Genomic DNA, 15741 nt, shown 5'->3' on the forward strand with positions numbered 1-15741 from the left:
AGACTCCTTCATGTCGTGGCCGGGTGACAAAAAAAACGGCCGGGTTTCCCAAGGAAACCCGGCCGCAGGTGTAGCTCATGAAGAGCCGGCCCCGAAGGGCGGACCTATCCAGCACCGCGGGCTGCAGATGGGGCCGGGCGGCAATCCGCTGCAGCCCGCCTCACGCTCGTCGGTACCTCTTGCTCGCGGTGGGCTAATGCACACCCTGCCTAAGCGGTTACAACTTGATCCAGGTGGCTTTCAACTCGGTGTACTTGTCGAAAGCATGCAGCGACTTGTCACGGCCGTTGCCGGACTGCTTGAAGCCGCCGAACGGCGCGGTCATGTCGCCGCCGTCGTACTGGTTGACCCACACGCTGCCGGCGCGTAGCGCCTTGGCGGTCAGGTGGGCCTTGGACAGGTTGCTGGTCCAGACCGCCGCCGCCAGACCATAAGGCGTGTCGTTGGCGATGGCCACGGCTTCTTCCGCCGAATCGAAACCGATCACCGACAGCACCGGGCCGAAGATTTCCTCGCGGGCGATGCGCATGGCATTGCTCACGCCATCGAAAATGGTCGGCTCGACATAGGTTCCGCCGGTTTCTTCCATCACCCGCTTGCCGCCAGCCACCAGCTTGGCGCCCTCGTCGTGACCGGCCTGAATGTAGCTCAGGACATTGTTCATCTGGGTAGTGTCGACCAGTGCGCCGACATTGGTCGCCGGATCCAGCGGGTTGCCCGGTTTCCAGGTCTTGATCGCCGCGACCACCAGCGGCACGAACGCGTCCTTGATCGAGTTCTCCACCAGCAGGCGCGAGCCGGCGGTGCAGACTTCGCCCTGGTTGAAGGCAATGGCGCCGGCGGCGGCTTCGGCGGCAGCCTGCAGATCCGGGGCATCAGCGAAGACGATATTCGGGCTCTTGCCGCCGGCCTCGAGCCAGACGCGTTTCATGTTCGATTCGCCAGCGTAAATCATCAGTTGCTTGGCGATCTTGGTCGAACCGGTGAACACCAGGGTATCGACGTCCATGTGCAGGGCCAGGGCCTTGCCCACGGTGTGGCCGTAACCCGGCAGCACGTTGAACACACCGGCAGGGATGCCGGCCTCGATGGCCAGCTGGGCCAGGCGGATACCGGTCAGCGGCGATTTCTCGGAGGGCTTGAGGATCACCGAATTGCCGGTGGACAGCGCCGGGCCGAGCTTCCAGCAACTCATCAGCAGGGGGAAGTTCCACGGCACGATGGCCGCGACCACGCCAATCGGTTCACGGGTCACCAGCCCCAGCTGGTCATGCGGCGTGGCGGCCACTTCATCATAAATCTTGTCGATCGCCTCGCCGCTCCAGCGGATCGAGTTGGCCGCACTGGAGACGTCGATACCCAGGGCGTCGCTGATCGGCTTGCCCATGTCGAGGGTTTCCAGCAGCGCCAACTCTTCGCCGTGCTGGTCGATCAGCTCGGCGAAACGGAGCATCACGGCCTTGCGCGCGACCGGCGCCAGGCGTGACCAGACGCCGGAATTGAAGGTACTGCGGGCGTCCTGTACCGCCAGTTCGGCATCGGCCAGGTCACAACTGGCGACCTCTACCAGCATGCGCCCGTCCACCGGGCTGATGCACTCGAAGGTCGCGCCGGAGGCTGCCGCGCGGTATTCACCATGAATAAAGGCACGGCCTTCGATTTTCAGGGTATTGGCGCGCTGTTCCCAGTCGTCGCGAGTCAGGCTAGTCATTCGAGCATCCTCTATCAGTAAAAAGTGCCGCGGAGTCGGCGCGCACTGTCAATAATTCTGCAAGGCCGCGAAGGGCCAAATCCTGCTGGCAACACTAAACCAGAGGGCTGCACCTTTTCAATATTTTTTACAAAGAGCGATAAACCCCCTTGTCATGTTCGTTTTATTAAACATAGACTGCGCGAAATCGCCCCCTCTGCCCCCTTTCCTCGCGCGTCCGGATGGCCAGCATGACAACCGACTACAGCTCTCAACTGAACAGAAAAACAAACAGTCTTGACGATTTCTGGATGCCATTCACCGCTAATCGTCAATTCAAGGCCAAGCCGCGCCTGCTGGACAGCGCCGAAGGCATGTATTTCACCACCGACGACGGCCGCAAGGTATTAGACGGCACCGCCGGGCTTTGGTGCTGCAATGCCGGCCACGGCCGCCGGGAAATCACCGAGGCGGTGAGCAAGCAGATTGCCAAACTGGATTTTGCCCCGACCTTCCAGATGGGTCACCCGCTGCCCTTCGAGCTGGCCAGCCGCCTGGCCGAGATCGCCCCGGCCGGGCTGAACAAGGTGTTCTTCACCAACTCCGGCTCGGAATCGGCCGACACCGCCCTGAAGATCGCCCTGGCCTACCAACGCGCCATCGGCCAGGGCAGCCGCACCCGCCTGATCGGCCGCGAACTGGGTTATCACGGTGTCGGTTTCGGCGGCATCTCGGTCGGCGGCATGGTCAATAACCGCCGCGCCTTCCCGCTGCAGCTGCCCGGCGTCGACCACCTGCCGCACACCCTGGACATCGCGCGCAACGCCTTTAGCCGCGGTCTACCGGAGTTCGGCATCGACAAGGCCGACGAACTTGAGCGCTTGGTCAGCCTGCACGGCGCCGAGAACATCGCCGCCGTGATCGTCGAACCGATGTCCGGCTCGGCCGGGGTGGTGCTGCCGCCGGTGGGCTACCTGCAGCGCCTGCGCGAGATCACCCGCAAGCACGGCATCCTGCTGATCTTCGACGAGGTCATCACCGGTTTCGGCCGCGTCGGCCTGGCCTTCGCCGCCCAGCGCTGGGGCGTCACCCCGGACATCATCACCACCGCCAAGGGCCTGACCAACGGCGCCATCCCGATGGGCGCGGTATTGGTCGACGAGAAGGTCCATGACGCCTTCATGCAAGGCCCCGACGGCATCGAACTGTTCCATGGCTATACCTATTCCGGGCACCCGGTCGCCTGCGCCGCCGCCCTGGCGACCCTGGACATCTACCAGCGTGACCAGCTGTTCGACCGTACGATCGAGCTGGAAGGCTACTGGCAGGACGCCCTGCACAGCCTGCGTGACCTGCCCAACGTGATCGACATCCGCGCCATCGGCCTGGTCGGCGGCGTGCAACTGGCGCCCAGCGGCCAAGGCGCCGGCAAACGCGGCTACCAGGTGTTCGAGCAGTGCTTCTATAACGACCTGATGGTGCGGGTAACCGGCGATACGCTGGCCATGTCGCCCCCGCTGATCGTGGAAAAAGCGCAGATTGATACCCTGGTGGAAAAACTCGCCGATTCGATCCGCCAAGCCAGCTAACCGCCCCGACCCGGAACCCCACCATGACTATCGAACAGATCCTCGACTTCGCCCAAGCCAGTACCGCCGCCGAGCATTACCGCCCGGCACCGGAAAAAATCCTCAAGGGCGACCCCGAGCAAAGCGTGCGCAACCACTATGGCAGCCCGTGCGGCCAGTTCAATGCCGGCATCTGGGAAGGCGCGGTCGGCCAGTGGACGGTCAACTACAGCGAGCACGAATACTGCGAAATACTCCAGGGCGTGTCCGTGCTGCGCGATCAGGACGGCAACGCCAAGACCGTGCGCGCCGGCGACCGCTTCGTCATCCCTGCCGGGTTCTCCGGCACCTGGGAAGTGCTGGAAGCCTGCCGCAAGGTCTACGTGATCTTCGAACCAGCAGCGCACTGACCGGCTCTCTATTCATGCGTCACCCTTTAGCCCGCATTGTGCGGGCTTTTTTTTGCACGGCGTATGGCCGATTCTGGCGAACGACCCGAGGGGCGACCCGCCTCACTCCACAGCCACTGACCTGCTCGACAGCTTGGCCACAGACAGCCCAAGCTGCCGGGATAAATCGCAGCCATGAAAAAGCCCGCCATGAGGCGGGCTTTTTCGACAAGAGCCGGGATCAATTACTTGATCTTGGCTTCCTTGTAGTTCACGTGCTTACGTACAACCGGATCGAATTTTTTAATTTCGAGTTTGTCCGGGGTGGTGCGTTTGTTCTTGTCGGTGGTGTAGAAATGGCCGGTACCGGCACTGGACACCAAACGGATCAGTTCGCGCATGACTTACTCCTTAAACCTTTTCGCCGCGAGCACGCAGCTCGGACAGAACGACGTCAATACCACGCTTGTCGATGCAACGCATGCCTTTGGCAGAGACGCGCAGACGCACGAAACGGTTCTCAGACTCGACCCAAAAGCGGTGATGCTGCAGGTTCGGCAGGAAACGACGACGGGTTTTGTTGTGTGCGTGGGAAACGTTGTTCCCGGTTACCGGACCCTTACCGGTAACTTGACAGACTCTCGACATGCCTCAGCCCTCTAAAACCACATGCCCAACCCGGCATGGGTTGGCCGCTTAACTTGAATGTCATTGGCGCTCAGCGCCGCGTTTCTCGAGGGTCTTACCGGCTACACCTGAAAGTGCAAGCACCGGGCCCCTACAAAAGAGCGCTGCTTTATACCAGAAAGCCCAGAGTGCAACAAGGATAAACGCACTTTAGCGATACAGCCGCATGCCGCCAAATACCTGGATCCAGGCCACCGGCGCAGGCCGTACCAGCCGCCTACCACTCGTCGACAAGCCCGCTGTTCTGCCAGTGCTTTATGGTCTAGGGTAAAACCCTGGCCGGCGCGCCGACGGGCGCGCACCGCATTATCAAGGAGTTTGTCATGCGCCTCGCCACCCAAACGCTGCTATTGACCAGCCTGTTGAGCCCCCTCTTGCTTCAGGCAGCCACCCTCAGTGTGTGCACCGAAGCCAGCCCGGATGGCTTCGACGTGGTGCAATACAACTCGCTGACCACCACCAACGCCTCGGCCGATGTCCTGATGAACCGTCTGGTGGAATTCGATGCCGACAGCGGGCAGCTACTGCCGAGCCTGGCGCAAAGCTGGCAAGTCAGCGAGGACGGCCTGGGCTACAGCTTTGTCTTGCGCGAGGATGTCGCCTTCCACGAAACCGACTACTTCAGCCCCAGCCGTCCGCTGACCGCCGATGACGTACTGTTCAGCTTCCAGCGCATGCTCGACCCGGATCACCCCTGGCACAAGGTTGCGCCTGGTGGCTATCCTCACGCCCAGTCGATGCAATTACCCAGCCTGATCACAAGCATCGACAAGCTCGGCGAGCACAGCTTGCGCTTTACCCTGAGCCGCCCCGACGCCACCTTCCTCGCCACCCTGAGCATGGGCTTCGCCTCGATCTATTCCGCCGAGTACGCCGACCAGTTGCTCGCAGCCGGCACCCCGGAGCGGCTCAACAGCCAGCCGATCGGCAGCGGCCCCTTCGTCTTCAGGCGCTTCCAGAAAGACGCCACGGTGCGTTATGAGGCCAACCCCGAGTACTTTGCCGGCACGCCCGCAGTAGACAGCCTGGTGTTCGCCATTACCCCGGACGCCAATGTGCGCCTGCAGAAGCTGCGCCGCGGCGAATGCCATATCGCCCTCTCACCCAAGCCGCAGGACGTGCAAACCAGCGCCGCCGACTCTGACCTGAAGAGCGTGCACACCGCCGCCTTCATGACCGCCTTCGTCGGTATCAACAGCCAGCATCCACCCCTGGATAAAACCGCCGTGCGCCAGGCGATCAACCTGGCCTTCGACAAGGCCAGCTATTTGCAAGCGGTGTTCGAGAACAGCGCCGAGGCGGCCAACGGCCCCTACCCGCCCAACACCTGGAGCTATGCCACAGAGCTGCCCGGTTATGCCCATTACCCGGACAAAGCCCGCGCCCTGCTGGCCGAGGCAGGCCTGCCCGACGGCTTCAAGACCACCATCTGGACCCGCCCCAGCGGCAGCCTGCTCAACCCCAACCCGAGCCTGGGCGCCCAGTTGCTACAGGCCGACCTGGGCAAAGTCGGCATTCAGGCCGAGATCCGCGTGATCGAATGGGGCGAGTTGATCCGCCGCGCCAAGGCCGGCGAACACGACCTGCTATTCATGGGCTGGGCCGGCGACAATGGCGACCCGGACAATTTCCTTACCCCGCAATTCGCCTGCGCCTCGCTCGAGTCGGGACTGAACTTCGCCCGCTACTGCGACCCGCAACTGGACAAGTTGATCGCCGCGGGCAAAACCACCAGCGACCAGGCGCAGCGCAGTCGGATCTATAAGGATGCGCAGCGGATCATCCAGCAGCAGGCACTGTGGCTGCCCCTGGCCCACCCGACCGCCTATGCCCTGGTCCGCAAGGGGGTCGAGGGTTATAAGGTCAGTCCCTTCGGCCGCCAGGATTTTTCCAAGGTGCGCCTGGCCCCCTGACAGCCGCCAGACCGGAGATGCTGCCCCCAGCTACAACCAGCCGTACTCGGCCATCGACAGCGGCTCGCCGTCGCCGACGATGAAGTGATCGAGCACCCGCACATCGACCAGCTCCAGCGCTTCCTTCAGACGCCTGGTCAGCACCCGGTCCGCCTGACTCGGCTCGGCCACGCCCGAGGGATGGTTATGGGTCAGAATCAGCGCCGCGGCGTTGTGCGCCAGCGCACGCTTGACCACCTGGCGGGGATAGACACTGGCGCTGTCGATGGAGCCGTGGAAGAGCGCCTCGAAGGCCAGCACCCGATGCTTGGCATCAAGAAACAGACAACCGAACACCTCGTGTGGCTCATGCCGCAGCAGGGCCTTGAGGTAGTCGCGCACCGCCTGCGGACTCTCCAGCGCCGAATCACGCCGCAACTGCTCGGCCAGATGCCGGCGGGCCATCTCCAGCACCGCCTGCAACTGGGCGAACTTGGCCGGGCCGAGCCCCAGACGTTGGCTGAAGGACGGCAAATCCGCCTGCAGCAGCGCGCGCAGCCCGCCAAAATCGCCCAGCAGGTGGCGCGCCAGGTCCACCGCGCTCTGCCCGGTCACGCCGGTACGCAGGAAGATCGCCAGCAATTCGGCGTCGGTGAGGGTAGCGGCCCCCTGGGCCAGAAGTTTCTCCCGCGGGCGTTCCGCCGCAGGCCAATCACGAATGCTCATAGCACCTCCCTGTCGAGCCCTGAGCCAGCCTCCCCTGAAACGGCCTCGCGGCCTCGGTCCGGCAAGCTCCCAGCGCCGCTTTTCCACGCGGCTGCTGTGCTATCTTAGCCCATCTTTTTGCGCGGCGACCGGCCTGGCGGCCGGTCGGACTTGGGACTCTGTCCTACTGCAAAAGCCCAACGGTCTGCCAGGCAGGCGTCACCGTCGCGGCGTACATCCACCCCAAGACAAGGCAGGCCTATGCAGCGGCTATATCGAAAACGCATCGTTCTCGGCGTGGGTGGCGGCATTGCCGCCTACAAGAGCGCAGAACTGGTTCGCCGCCTGCGCGATCAGGGCGCGGAGGTGCATGTGGTCATGACCCGCGGCGGTCGCGAATTCATCACGCCCTTGACCCTGCAGGCCCTGTCCGGCCACCCGGTCCATCTTGATCTGCTCGATCCCGCTGCCGAAGCCGCCATGGGCCATATCGAGCTGGCCCGCTGGGCCGACCTGGTACTGATCGCCCCGGCCACCGCCGACCTGATGGCACGCCTGGCCCAGGGTGTCGCCGACGACCTGCTGACCACCCTGGTGCTGGCCACCGACGCCCCGGTAGCCTTGGCGCCGGCGATGAATCAGGCGATGTGGCGCGACCCGGCCACCCAGGCCAACGCCCAGCTGCTGCGCGAGCGCGGCCTGCGCCTGTTTGGCCCCGCGGCAGGTAGCCAGGCCTGCGGCGACGTCGGCCTCGGCCGCATGCTCGAAGCCGATGACCTGGCGCAATGCGCCGCCGACTGCTTCCAGAACCAGGCCCTGACCGGCAAGCACGTGCTGATCACTGCGGGGCCGACCCAGGAAAACATCGACCCGGTGCGTTACATCACCAATCACAGCTCCGGCAAGATGGGCTTCGCCCTCGCCGAGGCCGCCGCCGAAGCCGGTGCCAGGGTCACCCTGATCAGCGGCCCGGTGCACCTGCCGACCCCGGACCGGGTCAACCGCATCGACGTGGTCAGCGCCCGCGACATGCTCGCTGCCTGCGAAGCCGCCATGCCCTGCGATCTGCTGATCGCCGCGGCCGCCGTCGCCGACTACCGCCCGGAAGTGGTCGCGCAGCACAAATTGAAGAAAGACCCTACCAGCGGCGACGGCTTGCTCCTGCAAATGGTGCGCAACCCGGATATCCTCGCCACCCTGGCGGGACGCGTCGACCGCCCCTTCAGCGTCGGCTTCGCGGCCGAGACCGAGAACCTGCTGGGCTATGCCTCGCGCAAGCTGCAGGACAAGAACCTCGACCTGATCGTCGCCAACGACGTGGCCAACCCGAGTATCGGCTTCAACAGTGAGGAAAACGCCATCACCATCATCGATCGCGACCTCCAGCAAAGCAGCTTCGCGCAAACCAGCAAAGGCAAGATCGCCCGCCAACTGGTGGACTTTATCGCCGACCGCCTGCACCGCGCCTGATGCACTCATTCACCGACCGCAGAGCCTGACATGCACGCTTTACAAGCCAAAATCCTCGACCCGCGTCTGGGCAGTGAATTTCCCCTGCCGCAGTACGCCACGCCCGGCTCCGCCGGCCTCGACCTGCGCGCCATGCTTAAGCAGGAACTGATCCTGGAGCCCGGGCAAACCGTGCTGATCCCTACCGGCCTGTCGATCTATATCGGCGACCCCGGCCTGGCGGCGCTGATCCTGCCGCGCTCGGGCCTTGGCCATAAGCACGGCATCGTCCTGGGCAACCTGGTCGGCCTGATCGACTCCGACTACCAGGGCGAGCTGATGGTCTCCTGCTGGAACCGCGGCCAAAGCGCGTTCAGCATGGCCATCGGCGAGCGCATAGCCCAGCTGATCCTGGTGCCGGTGGTGCAGGCACACTTCGAACTGGTCGATGAGTTTGATCAGAGCCAGCGCGGCAGCGGTGGCTTTGGCCATTCCGGCAGTCACTGAGTAATCCCCCCTTTCAGGATGAACCGCCAAGGAGACGTTCGATGAAACGCTTCAAGCGCACCGCCAAGGACGCCAGCAGCCCGGCCGGGCGGCCGCCCGGCACCGGCAGACAGACCGCAAACGCCCTGCTGCCGGGCCTGCCGGCCGTTATCGGCGGCGTGCTTCTAGCCGGCGCGCTGCTCTGGTTCGGCCTGTTCAGCAGCATGCAGCAACAGCAACAGCAGCAACTCGCCCAGGCCTGGGGAGGCGCGCAAGCGGCAACCTTGCAACAGGCAGTGCGCCAGCTGGCCGCCGACACCAGCGCCGCGGCGCGCAATCCCGAACTGCTACAAGCGCTGCAAAGCCACGACAGCCAGCAGGTGCGGGCGGCCGAACGCAATCTGCGCTACTGGGATGGCGTGATCGATGCGCACCTCAATGCGCGCGGCGAAGCCGTGCAGGACATGGGCCGGGACGCCCCGATGAACTTTGCTGCGCTGGACATGCTGCGCCGTGTGGAAAACGGCCAGACGCCTGCGGCCGAGGCTTACAAGATCGGCCAGCGCTGGCTGGTCTACAGTGCAGCGCCACTGCGCCAGGGTGATGATCAACCGGCACAGGGCACCCTGCTGCTGGCCGTCGAGCTGAACCGCCTGCTGGCCACCTTGCCGCCGCTACCGGCCGACGCGGGCCAACTGCAACTGATTCAGCAATTCGGCAACACCGCCGGCCAACTGCTGACGCAACGCGGCCAAGCACAGGGCGAAGCCCAACGCCTCGATAGCGGCAATCCGCACTGGCAGCTTAGCTTCACGCCAGGCCCGAGCCTGACCGCAGCGGCCTTCTCCCCCACATTGCCTGGCTTGGCGACTCTGCTGGCACTGGCCGGCGCCCTGCTTGGCCTCTACCTGGTGTACCGCGACCAGCAACGACGCCTGCACAAGGATGCGTTGCAGCTTGAGAAGCTGATTAAAGAACTCTCGGCCGGCAAAGCCGTCAAAGCTTTCAGCCCGAGCCTGCCGGCGCTCGACAACCTGGTACAGACCCTGGCCCGCCTGGCGCGCCAATCCAGTAAATCCGTGGACAATCACCACAGCGCCAGCAGCGCTTCGCCCGCAGCGGAACCCAGCCAGACGGCTGGACTGATCGATCCGCTGTTTCAAGACACCGATATCCTCGATATCGACATTCTCGACGAAGACCAGGATCTCCTGGGACTGGAGCAACCCCCCGTTATGAATTCGCAAAATCCAGCACCACAAGTGCCCGCCGACATCTTCCGCGCCTACGACATTCGCGGCGTGGTCGGCAGCAGCCTGACCGCGCATACCGCCTACTGGATTGGCCGCGCGATCGGCTCGCAGAGCCTGGCGCAGGGCGAGCCGAATATTGCAGTGGGCCGCGACGGCCGCCTGTCAGGGCCAGAACTGGTCCAGCAACTGATTCAGGGCCTGCTCGACTGTGGCTGCAACGTCAGCGATGTCGGCATGGTGCCAACCCCGGTGGTCTACTACGCCGGGCACATCCTTGCGGGCAAATCCGCAGTGATGCTCACCGGCAGCCACAATCCACCGGATTACAACGGTTTCAAGATTGTCATCGCCGGCGACACCCTGGCCAATGAACAGATTCAGGCCCTCAAGACCCGCATCGACACCAACGATCTGGTCAGCGGCGTCGGCACGGTTGAGCAGGTCGATGTGCTGGAGCGCTATTTCAACCAGATCCGTGACGATATCGCCACGGCCAAACCGCTGAAGGTCGTGGTCGACTGCGGCAACGGTGCCGCCGGGGTAATCGCCCCGCAGCTGATCGAAGCCCTGGGCTGCACCGTGATCCCGCTGTTCTGTGAGGTTGACGGCACCTTCCCCAACCACCACCCGGATCCGGGCAAGCCGGAAAACCTGGTCGACCTGATTGCCAAGGTCAAGGAAGAGCAGGCAGACCTGGGCCTGGCGTTCGACGGCGACGGCGACCGGGTCGGCGTGGTGACCAACAAAGGCACCATCATCTACCCGGATCGCCTGCTGATGCTGTTCGCCAAGGACGTGGTGTCGCGCAATCCAGGCGCCGACATCATCTTTGACGTCAAGTGCACCCGCCGCCTGACCCCGCTGATCAGCGGCTACGGTGGGCGCCCGGTGATGTGGAAAACCGGCCACTCGCTGATCAAGAAGAAAATGAAGGAAACCGGCGCACTGCTGGCCGGCGAAATGAGTGGCCATATATTCTTCAAGGAACGCTGGTTCGGCTTCGACGATGGCATCTACAGCGCCGCCCGCCTGCTGGAGATCCTCAGCCAGGACAAGCGCGATGCCGAACAGGTGTTCGCCTCCTTCCCCTGCGATGTTTCCACCCCGGAAATCAACATCTTGGTTACCGAGCAGAGCAAATTTAGCATCATCGACAGCCTGCAGCGCGACGGCCACTGGGGCGAGGCCAACCTCACCACCCTGGACGGCGTGCGCGTCGACTACCCTAAGGGCTGGGGCCTGGTACGTGCCTCCAACACCACGCCGATGCTGGTGCTGCGCTTCGAGGCCGATACCGAGGAAGAGCTCGAACGCATCAAGGAAGTCTTCCGCGCGCAACTGCACAGCGCTGCACCCGATATCACTTTGCCGTTTTGATTGAGATTAGCCATGGAGTCCCGCATGACCCTCGAACGTGATGCCGCCAGCAACGTCGCCAAAGTTCTGTCCGAAGCGCTACCGTATATCCGCCGATTCGTCGGCAAGACCCTGGTGGTCAAATACGGTGGCAACGCCATGGAAAGCGACGAACTGAAAACCAACTTCGCCCGCGACATCGTGTTGATGAAGGCGGTCGGCATAAACCCGGTGGTGGTGCATGGTGGCGGTCCGCAGATCGGCGACCTGCTCAAGCGCCTGTCGATCGAGAGCCACTTCATCGACGGCATGCGCGTGACTGATGCACAAACCATGGACGTGGTGGAAATGGTCCTCGGCGGCCAGGTCAACAAGGACATTGTCAACCTGATCAACCGCCACGGCGGCAGCGCCATCGGCCTGACCGGCAAAGATGCCGAACTGATCCGCGCCAAGAAGCTCACCGTAACCCGCAAGACCCCGGAGATGACCACCCCGGAAATAATCGACATCGGCCACGTCGGCGAAGTCATCGGGGTCAATACCGACCTGCTCAACATGCTGGTCAAGGGTGATTTCATTCCGGTCATCGCGCCGATCGGCGTCGGCTCTGAAGGTGAGTCCTACAACATCAACGCCGACCTGGTCGCCGGCAAGGTCGCCGAAGCCTTGAAGGCCGAGAAACTGATCCTGCTGACCAACATCGCCGGCCTGCTCGACAAGCAGGGCGAGGTGCTCACCGGCCTGACCACCGAACAGGTCGATGGCCTGATCGCCGACGGCACCATCTACGGCGGCATGCTGCCAAAGATCCGCTGCGCTTTAGAAGCGGTTCAGGGGGGCGTGACCAGCGCGCACATCATCGACGGCCGGGTACCCAACGCGGTGCTGCTGGAAATCTTCACCGACAGCGGTGTCGGCACCCAGATCTGCAACCGCAAGCGCCAGTGAAACCGGCTACCCGCAGATCAGCCCGACGGGGTCGGGCCGATCTGCCCCTTGAATAGGCTATGCCCCATTGGCGTCTTGAGGATAAACGCAGGGCGGGCTAAGGCGGATCGCCGCCCAGCCCACCCTTCAGCAGCGAGTTGCACCAGCGCACTGGAGCAGCGCCTTGAATACACCCGCCAACCACTGCCGTGCTGCGGCTGCGCGTCGAAGCTATACCGGCCTCAACAACAGTGCGGAGCCTCGCCATGACTGCCACACCGTCCCGTGACACCTTCCGCTTCTTCCACCCGCTGCGGGTGCGCTGGGCCGAAGTCGACCCGCAGAGCATCGTGTTCAACGGCCATTATCTGACCTACGCCGATGTCGCCATCACCGAATACTTTCGCACCCTGGGCATTGCCTACCCGGCCGACCTGAGTCGCGACGGCGGCGACTTCTTCGCGATCAAGACGGTACTCGAGTATCTGGCGCCCGCGCGCTTCGACGACCTGCTGGAGATTGGCGTACGCGTGGGCCGGCTGGGGCGCTCCAGCCTGAGTTTCAACCTGGGCATCTGGCGCGGGGACGAAGCGCTGACTGCAGGTGAAGTGATCTACGTGCATGCCGACGGCACCAGCCGCAGCAGCCGGCCTCTACCGCAGTGGTTGCGCGACAAAGTGCGCGGCTATGAGCGCTGCGCCCCTCAGGATTAACACCTACAGGCCGATTGAGGTCCGAGCGCCAGCTAGCGTCGCTTGCCCAGCAGCTCGCCGAGACGCTGGCTATCGGCAGCGAAGCTGGCCTGCGCCTGTTTGCGCGCGTCCTGGTAGCGGGCAATCTCCTTGTACTGACGCAGCTGTTCATCTTTCTGGTTAGCGATCTGCACCAGCAGCTGCTCCGGCACTTTACGCCCGGCACGCTCATGATCCGCCGCCTGGCTCTGCAAGTTGTCCTGCTGCAGGCGCGCCGACTGCAAATTGCTGCGCGCCACGCCGATCAAACCGTCCAGTTCGGCCAGCTTGCGATCGCGGGCACGGTCGATGTCCTCGGGCGTGCTGTACAGACGCAGCAGCTGGGCATCGGATTTGGCGCGGGCCTTGTCGGCCAGCAAACGCTGCATTTCCTCGGCGCTCGGGGCCGGCGGGATGACCTTGATCACCCGCCCCTGATCATTGAGCACCTCATAGCCCTTGCCGATGAACTCCGGCGGTACGCCCTGACGACCGAGCACGGTAACGCCCTGATCGTCGGTATAGCGATACAACTCGGTGGCACCCGCAACAATCGGCAGCAGCAAACCGAACAACAGCGAACAACGAAGCAGAGCCGGTTTGCACATCGAGGCAGCACCCTAGGTCGAGGAGTTAGATTCCATATTCGGCGCGATAGGCTTGCACCGCAGGCAGATACTGCTTGAGTTCGGCATCGTCTGCCAGGTATTCCAGCACCAGCTCCAGCGACACGATGCTCACCACCGGCATGCCGAAATCGCGCTCGACCTCCTGGATCGCCGACAACTCGCCCTGGCCACGTTCCTGGCGATTCAGGGCAATCAGCACGCCCGCGGCTTGCGCGCCCTGGGCCTGGATGATCTGCATCACCTCGCGAATCGCAGTGCCGGCGGTGATAACGTCGTCGACGATCAGTACCTTGCCGGCCAGCGGCGCACCGACCAGGGTGCCACCTTCGCCATGATCCTTGGCCTCCTTGCGATTGAAGCACCAGGGCACATCGCGCTGATGATGCTCGGCCAGGGCCACAGCGGTGGTCGCTGCCAGCGGGATGCCCTTGTAGGCCGGACCGAACAGCACATCGAAGGCAATCCCGCTGTCGACCACGGCGGCGGCGTAAAACCGCCCCAGCCGGGCCAGCGCCAGACCGCTGTCGAACAGACCGGCATTGAAGAAATACGGGCTGGTACGCCCCGACTTGAGGGTGAACTGACCAAAGCGCAGAACCCCACGCTCAATGGCAAATCGAATGAAATCGCGCTGGTACGCTTGCATGAAAAGTCCCGGACGGCACGGATTTAGCTAGGAATTTAGCTTATTGGAGACGAGCTCGGGTATCATACACGCACGTGTTTTTAGGGGCCATTTATGCGGATCATCAGTGTGAACGTGAATGGTATTCACGCTGCAGTCGAGCGCGGTTTGCTCAGTTGGCTGCAAGCACAGAATGCCGACGTCATCTGCCTGCAGGACACCCGCGCCTCCGCCTTTGAGCTGGACGACCAAGCCCTCCAACTGGATGGCTATTTCCTCTATGCCTGCGATGCCGAAGTGCCCAGCCAAGGTGGCGTGGCACTGTATTCGCGGTTGCAGCCCAAGGCGGTAATCAGCGGCCTCGGCTTTGAAATGGCCGATCGTTATGGGCGCTACCTGCAGGCCGATTTTGACAAGGTAAGTATTGCCACCTTGCTGCTGCCATCCGGGCAGGACGGCGATGAGAGCTTGAATCAGAAATTCAAGTTCATGGACGACTTCACCCATTACCTGGACAAGCAACGGCGCAAGCGCCGCGAGTACATCTATTGCGGCTCGCTTCACGTGGCGCACCAGAAGCTCGACGTGAAGAACTGGCGTGACTGCCAGCAATCACCGGGCTTCCTCGCCCCCGAGCGGGCCTGGCTGGACGAAGTGATCGGCAGCATGGGCTATGTCGATGCCCTGCGCGAAGTCAGCCGCGAAGGCGATCAGTTCAGCTGGTGGCCGGACAGCGAGCAGGCCGAGATGCTCAACCTGGGTTATCGCTTCGACTATCAACTGCTCACTCCGGGCATGCGCCGCAGCGTGCGTTCGGCGCGCCTGCCGCGCCAGCCGCGCTTCTCCCAGCATGCGCCGCTGATCGTCGATTACGACTGGATTCTCAGCGTCTAGGCTAATTCGCAGCGACAAAAAAGCCGGCATCGCGCCGGCTTTATTGTTTCTGCAGCTAGACCTACTTCACCACGCGCCAGCAGATCGGGTAGCGATAGGCTTCCCCGGCGTTGGCCTTGATCCCGGCAATAATCGTCAGCACCAGCGCGCTGACGCTGACCAGCAGCATCAGCGGGAAACCGATCACCACCCAGGCCAATATGCCGCAAACGATCATGGCCAAGCTGAAGGTGATCTGAAAGTTCAGCGCCTCCTTGCCCTGCTCGTTGACGAAGGGGTCGAGATCCTTCTTCAACTGCCAGACGATCAAGGGCCCGATTACATTGCCAATCATCGGCACCAGAAACCAGAAGAACGCCGCATAGTGGCAGAACATCGCCCACTGCCGGGCCTCTGGAGTGGGGGTCGGCACAAGATCCTGCGGTTCCATGGTCACCCTCCTTAGCAGAGCGTCAAA

General features: G+C 63.2%; 16 protein-coding genes. 9 read left to right on the plus strand and 7 right to left on the minus strand.

Features of this window, described 5'->3' with window-relative positions; all coding sequences use genetic code 11:
* Positions 1-217 precede the first annotated feature (217 nt).
* Positions 218-1711 (minus strand): aldehyde dehydrogenase, encoded by a 1494-nt coding sequence (locus LJY18_RS05140; RefSeq protein ID WP_238040707.1) that lies wholly within the window; start codon positions 1709-1711, stop codon positions 218-220.
* A gap of 230 nt (positions 1712-1941) precedes the next feature.
* On the opposite strand from LJY18_RS05140, the gene LJY18_RS05145 reads away from it, so the two are divergent.
* Both LJY18_RS05145 and LJY18_RS05150 read left to right on the plus strand, forming a co-directional pair.
* On the plus strand, positions 1942-3279 hold the full coding sequence (locus LJY18_RS05145) for an aspartate aminotransferase family protein (RefSeq protein ID WP_238040708.1): 1338 nt from the start codon (positions 1942-1944) through the stop codon (positions 3277-3279).
* Between the two features lie 23 nt (positions 3280-3302).
* Positions 3303-3668, plus strand: a complete 366-nt coding sequence (locus LJY18_RS05150; protein ID WP_238040709.1) for a cupin domain-containing protein — start codon at positions 3303-3305, stop codon at positions 3666-3668.
* Positions 3669-3892: 224 nt separating this feature from the next.
* Here LJY18_RS05150 and rpmG read toward each other — a convergent pair whose 3' ends face one another.
* Positions 3893-4048 (minus strand): 50S ribosomal protein L33, encoded by a 156-nt coding sequence (gene rpmG, locus LJY18_RS05155; RefSeq protein WP_079203857.1) that lies wholly within the window; start codon positions 4046-4048, stop codon positions 3893-3895.
* Positions 4049-4058: 10 nt separating this feature from the next.
* Complete coding sequence (rpmB, locus tag LJY18_RS05160) at positions 4059-4295, minus strand: 50S ribosomal protein L28 (RefSeq protein ID WP_010489195.1); 237 nt, start codon at positions 4293-4295, stop codon at positions 4059-4061.
* Positions 4296-4657: 362 nt separating this feature from the next.
* Here rpmB and LJY18_RS05165 point away from each other — a divergent pair, with 362 nt between their 5' ends.
* The gene (locus tag LJY18_RS05165; RefSeq protein WP_238040710.1) at positions 4658-6247 is read left to right on the plus strand and encodes an ABC transporter substrate-binding protein; all 1590 of its coding nucleotides are present in this window, start codon (positions 4658-4660) and stop codon (positions 6245-6247) included.
* Between the two features lie 30 nt (positions 6248-6277).
* Here the strand turns inward: LJY18_RS05165 and radC are convergent, their stop codons facing one another.
* Positions 6278-6952, minus strand: coding sequence for a RadC family protein (radC, locus tag LJY18_RS05170; protein WP_238040711.1), 675 nt, complete (start codon positions 6950-6952; stop codon positions 6278-6280).
* Between the two features lie 240 nt (positions 6953-7192).
* On the opposite strand from radC, the gene coaBC reads away from it, so the two are divergent.
* From coaBC to LJY18_RS05195, 5 genes are all read left to right on the plus strand, one after another.
* Complete coding sequence (gene coaBC / locus LJY18_RS05175; protein WP_238040712.1) at positions 7193-8401, plus strand: bifunctional phosphopantothenoylcysteine decarboxylase/phosphopantothenate--cysteine ligase CoaBC; 1209 nt, start codon at positions 7193-7195, stop codon at positions 8399-8401.
* A 30-nt stretch (positions 8402-8431) separates the two neighbouring features.
* On the plus strand, positions 8432-8887 hold the full coding sequence (dut, locus tag LJY18_RS05180) for a dUTP diphosphatase (RefSeq protein ID WP_238040713.1): 456 nt from the start codon (positions 8432-8434) through the stop codon (positions 8885-8887).
* A 41-nt stretch (positions 8888-8928) separates the two neighbouring features.
* The gene (locus tag LJY18_RS22650; RefSeq protein ID WP_442964470.1) at positions 8929-11496 is read left to right on the plus strand and encodes a phosphomannomutase/phosphoglucomutase; all 2568 of its coding nucleotides are present in this window, start codon (positions 8929-8931) and stop codon (positions 11494-11496) included.
* A gap of 24 nt (positions 11497-11520) precedes the next feature.
* Entirely contained in the window at positions 11521-12426 is a 906-nt protein-coding gene (gene argB, locus LJY18_RS05190; RefSeq protein ID WP_238040714.1) for an acetylglutamate kinase, read from the plus strand.
* Positions 12427-12671: 245 nt separating this feature from the next.
* Positions 12672-13118, plus strand: coding sequence for an acyl-CoA thioesterase (locus LJY18_RS05195; RefSeq protein WP_238040715.1), 447 nt, complete (start codon positions 12672-12674; stop codon positions 13116-13118).
* A 32-nt stretch (positions 13119-13150) separates the two neighbouring features.
* Here LJY18_RS05195 and LJY18_RS05200 read toward each other — a convergent pair whose 3' ends face one another.
* Both LJY18_RS05200 and pyrE read right to left on the minus strand, forming a co-directional pair.
* The gene (locus LJY18_RS05200; protein WP_238040716.1) at positions 13151-13744 is read right to left on the minus strand and encodes a DUF4124 domain-containing protein; all 594 of its coding nucleotides are present in this window, start codon (positions 13742-13744) and stop codon (positions 13151-13153) included.
* A gap of 25 nt (positions 13745-13769) precedes the next feature.
* Positions 13770-14411, minus strand: coding sequence for an orotate phosphoribosyltransferase (gene pyrE, locus LJY18_RS05205; protein ID WP_238040717.1), 642 nt, complete (start codon positions 14409-14411; stop codon positions 13770-13772).
* Between the two features lie 93 nt (positions 14412-14504).
* Between pyrE and LJY18_RS05210 the strand changes: the two genes are divergently transcribed.
* On the plus strand, positions 14505-15284 hold the full coding sequence (locus LJY18_RS05210) for an exodeoxyribonuclease III (RefSeq protein ID WP_238040718.1): 780 nt from the start codon (positions 14505-14507) through the stop codon (positions 15282-15284).
* A 61-nt stretch (positions 15285-15345) separates the two neighbouring features.
* On the opposite strand, the gene LJY18_RS05215 is transcribed toward LJY18_RS05210, so the two are convergent.
* A complete protein-coding gene (locus tag LJY18_RS05215; RefSeq protein ID WP_238040719.1) occupies positions 15346-15714 on the minus strand; it encodes a DUF4870 domain-containing protein in 369 nt (122 codons plus the stop codon).
* Positions 15715-15741 lie beyond the last annotated feature (27 nt).

It is taken from the genome of Pseudomonas sp. MMS21 TM103 (assembly GCF_022132145.1).
Classification (GTDB): domain Bacteria; phylum Pseudomonadota; class Gammaproteobacteria; order Pseudomonadales; family Pseudomonadaceae; genus Aquipseudomonas.

What these genes read in the sequence shown, in the direction of transcription:
- LJY18_RS05140 (WP_238040707.1), bottom strand. Translation starts at nt 1,711, where the DNA reads ATGACTAGCCTGACTCGCGACGACTGGGAACAGCGCGCCAATACCCTG.
- LJY18_RS05145 (WP_238040708.1), top strand. Translation starts at nt 1,942, where the DNA reads ATGACAACCGACTACAGCTCTCAACTGAACAGAAAAACAAACAGTCTT.
- LJY18_RS05150 (WP_238040709.1), top strand. Translation starts at nt 3,303, where the DNA reads ATGACTATCGAACAGATCCTCGACTTCGCCCAAGCCAGTACCGCCGCC.
- rpmG (WP_079203857.1), bottom strand. Translation starts at nt 4,048, where the DNA reads ATGCGCGAACTGATCCGTTTGGTGTCCAGTGCCGGTACCGGCCATTTC.
- rpmB (WP_010489195.1), bottom strand. Translation starts at nt 4,295, where the DNA reads ATGTCGAGAGTCTGTCAAGTTACCGGTAAGGGTCCGGTAACCGGGAAC.
- LJY18_RS05165 (WP_238040710.1), top strand. Translation starts at nt 4,658, where the DNA reads ATGCGCCTCGCCACCCAAACGCTGCTATTGACCAGCCTGTTGAGCCCC.
- radC (WP_238040711.1), bottom strand. Translation starts at nt 6,952, where the DNA reads ATGAGCATTCGTGATTGGCCTGCGGCGGAACGCCCGCGGGAGAAACTT.
- coaBC (WP_238040712.1), top strand. Translation starts at nt 7,193, where the DNA reads ATGCAGCGGCTATATCGAAAACGCATCGTTCTCGGCGTGGGTGGCGGC.
- dut (WP_238040713.1), top strand. Translation starts at nt 8,432, where the DNA reads ATGCACGCTTTACAAGCCAAAATCCTCGACCCGCGTCTGGGCAGTGAA.
- LJY18_RS22650 (WP_442964470.1), top strand. Translation starts at nt 8,929, where the DNA reads ATGAAACGCTTCAAGCGCACCGCCAAGGACGCCAGCAGCCCGGCCGGG.
- argB (WP_238040714.1), top strand. Translation starts at nt 11,521, where the DNA reads ATGACCCTCGAACGTGATGCCGCCAGCAACGTCGCCAAAGTTCTGTCC.
- LJY18_RS05195 (WP_238040715.1), top strand. Translation starts at nt 12,672, where the DNA reads ATGACTGCCACACCGTCCCGTGACACCTTCCGCTTCTTCCACCCGCTG.
- LJY18_RS05200 (WP_238040716.1), bottom strand. Translation starts at nt 13,744, where the DNA reads ATGTGCAAACCGGCTCTGCTTCGTTGTTCGCTGTTGTTCGGTTTGCTG.
- pyrE (WP_238040717.1), bottom strand. Translation starts at nt 14,411, where the DNA reads ATGCAAGCGTACCAGCGCGATTTCATTCGATTTGCCATTGAGCGTGGG.
- LJY18_RS05210 (WP_238040718.1), top strand. Translation starts at nt 14,505, where the DNA reads ATGCGGATCATCAGTGTGAACGTGAATGGTATTCACGCTGCAGTCGAG.
- LJY18_RS05215 (WP_238040719.1), bottom strand. Translation starts at nt 15,714, where the DNA reads ATGGAACCGCAGGATCTTGTGCCGACCCCCACTCCAGAGGCCCGGCAG.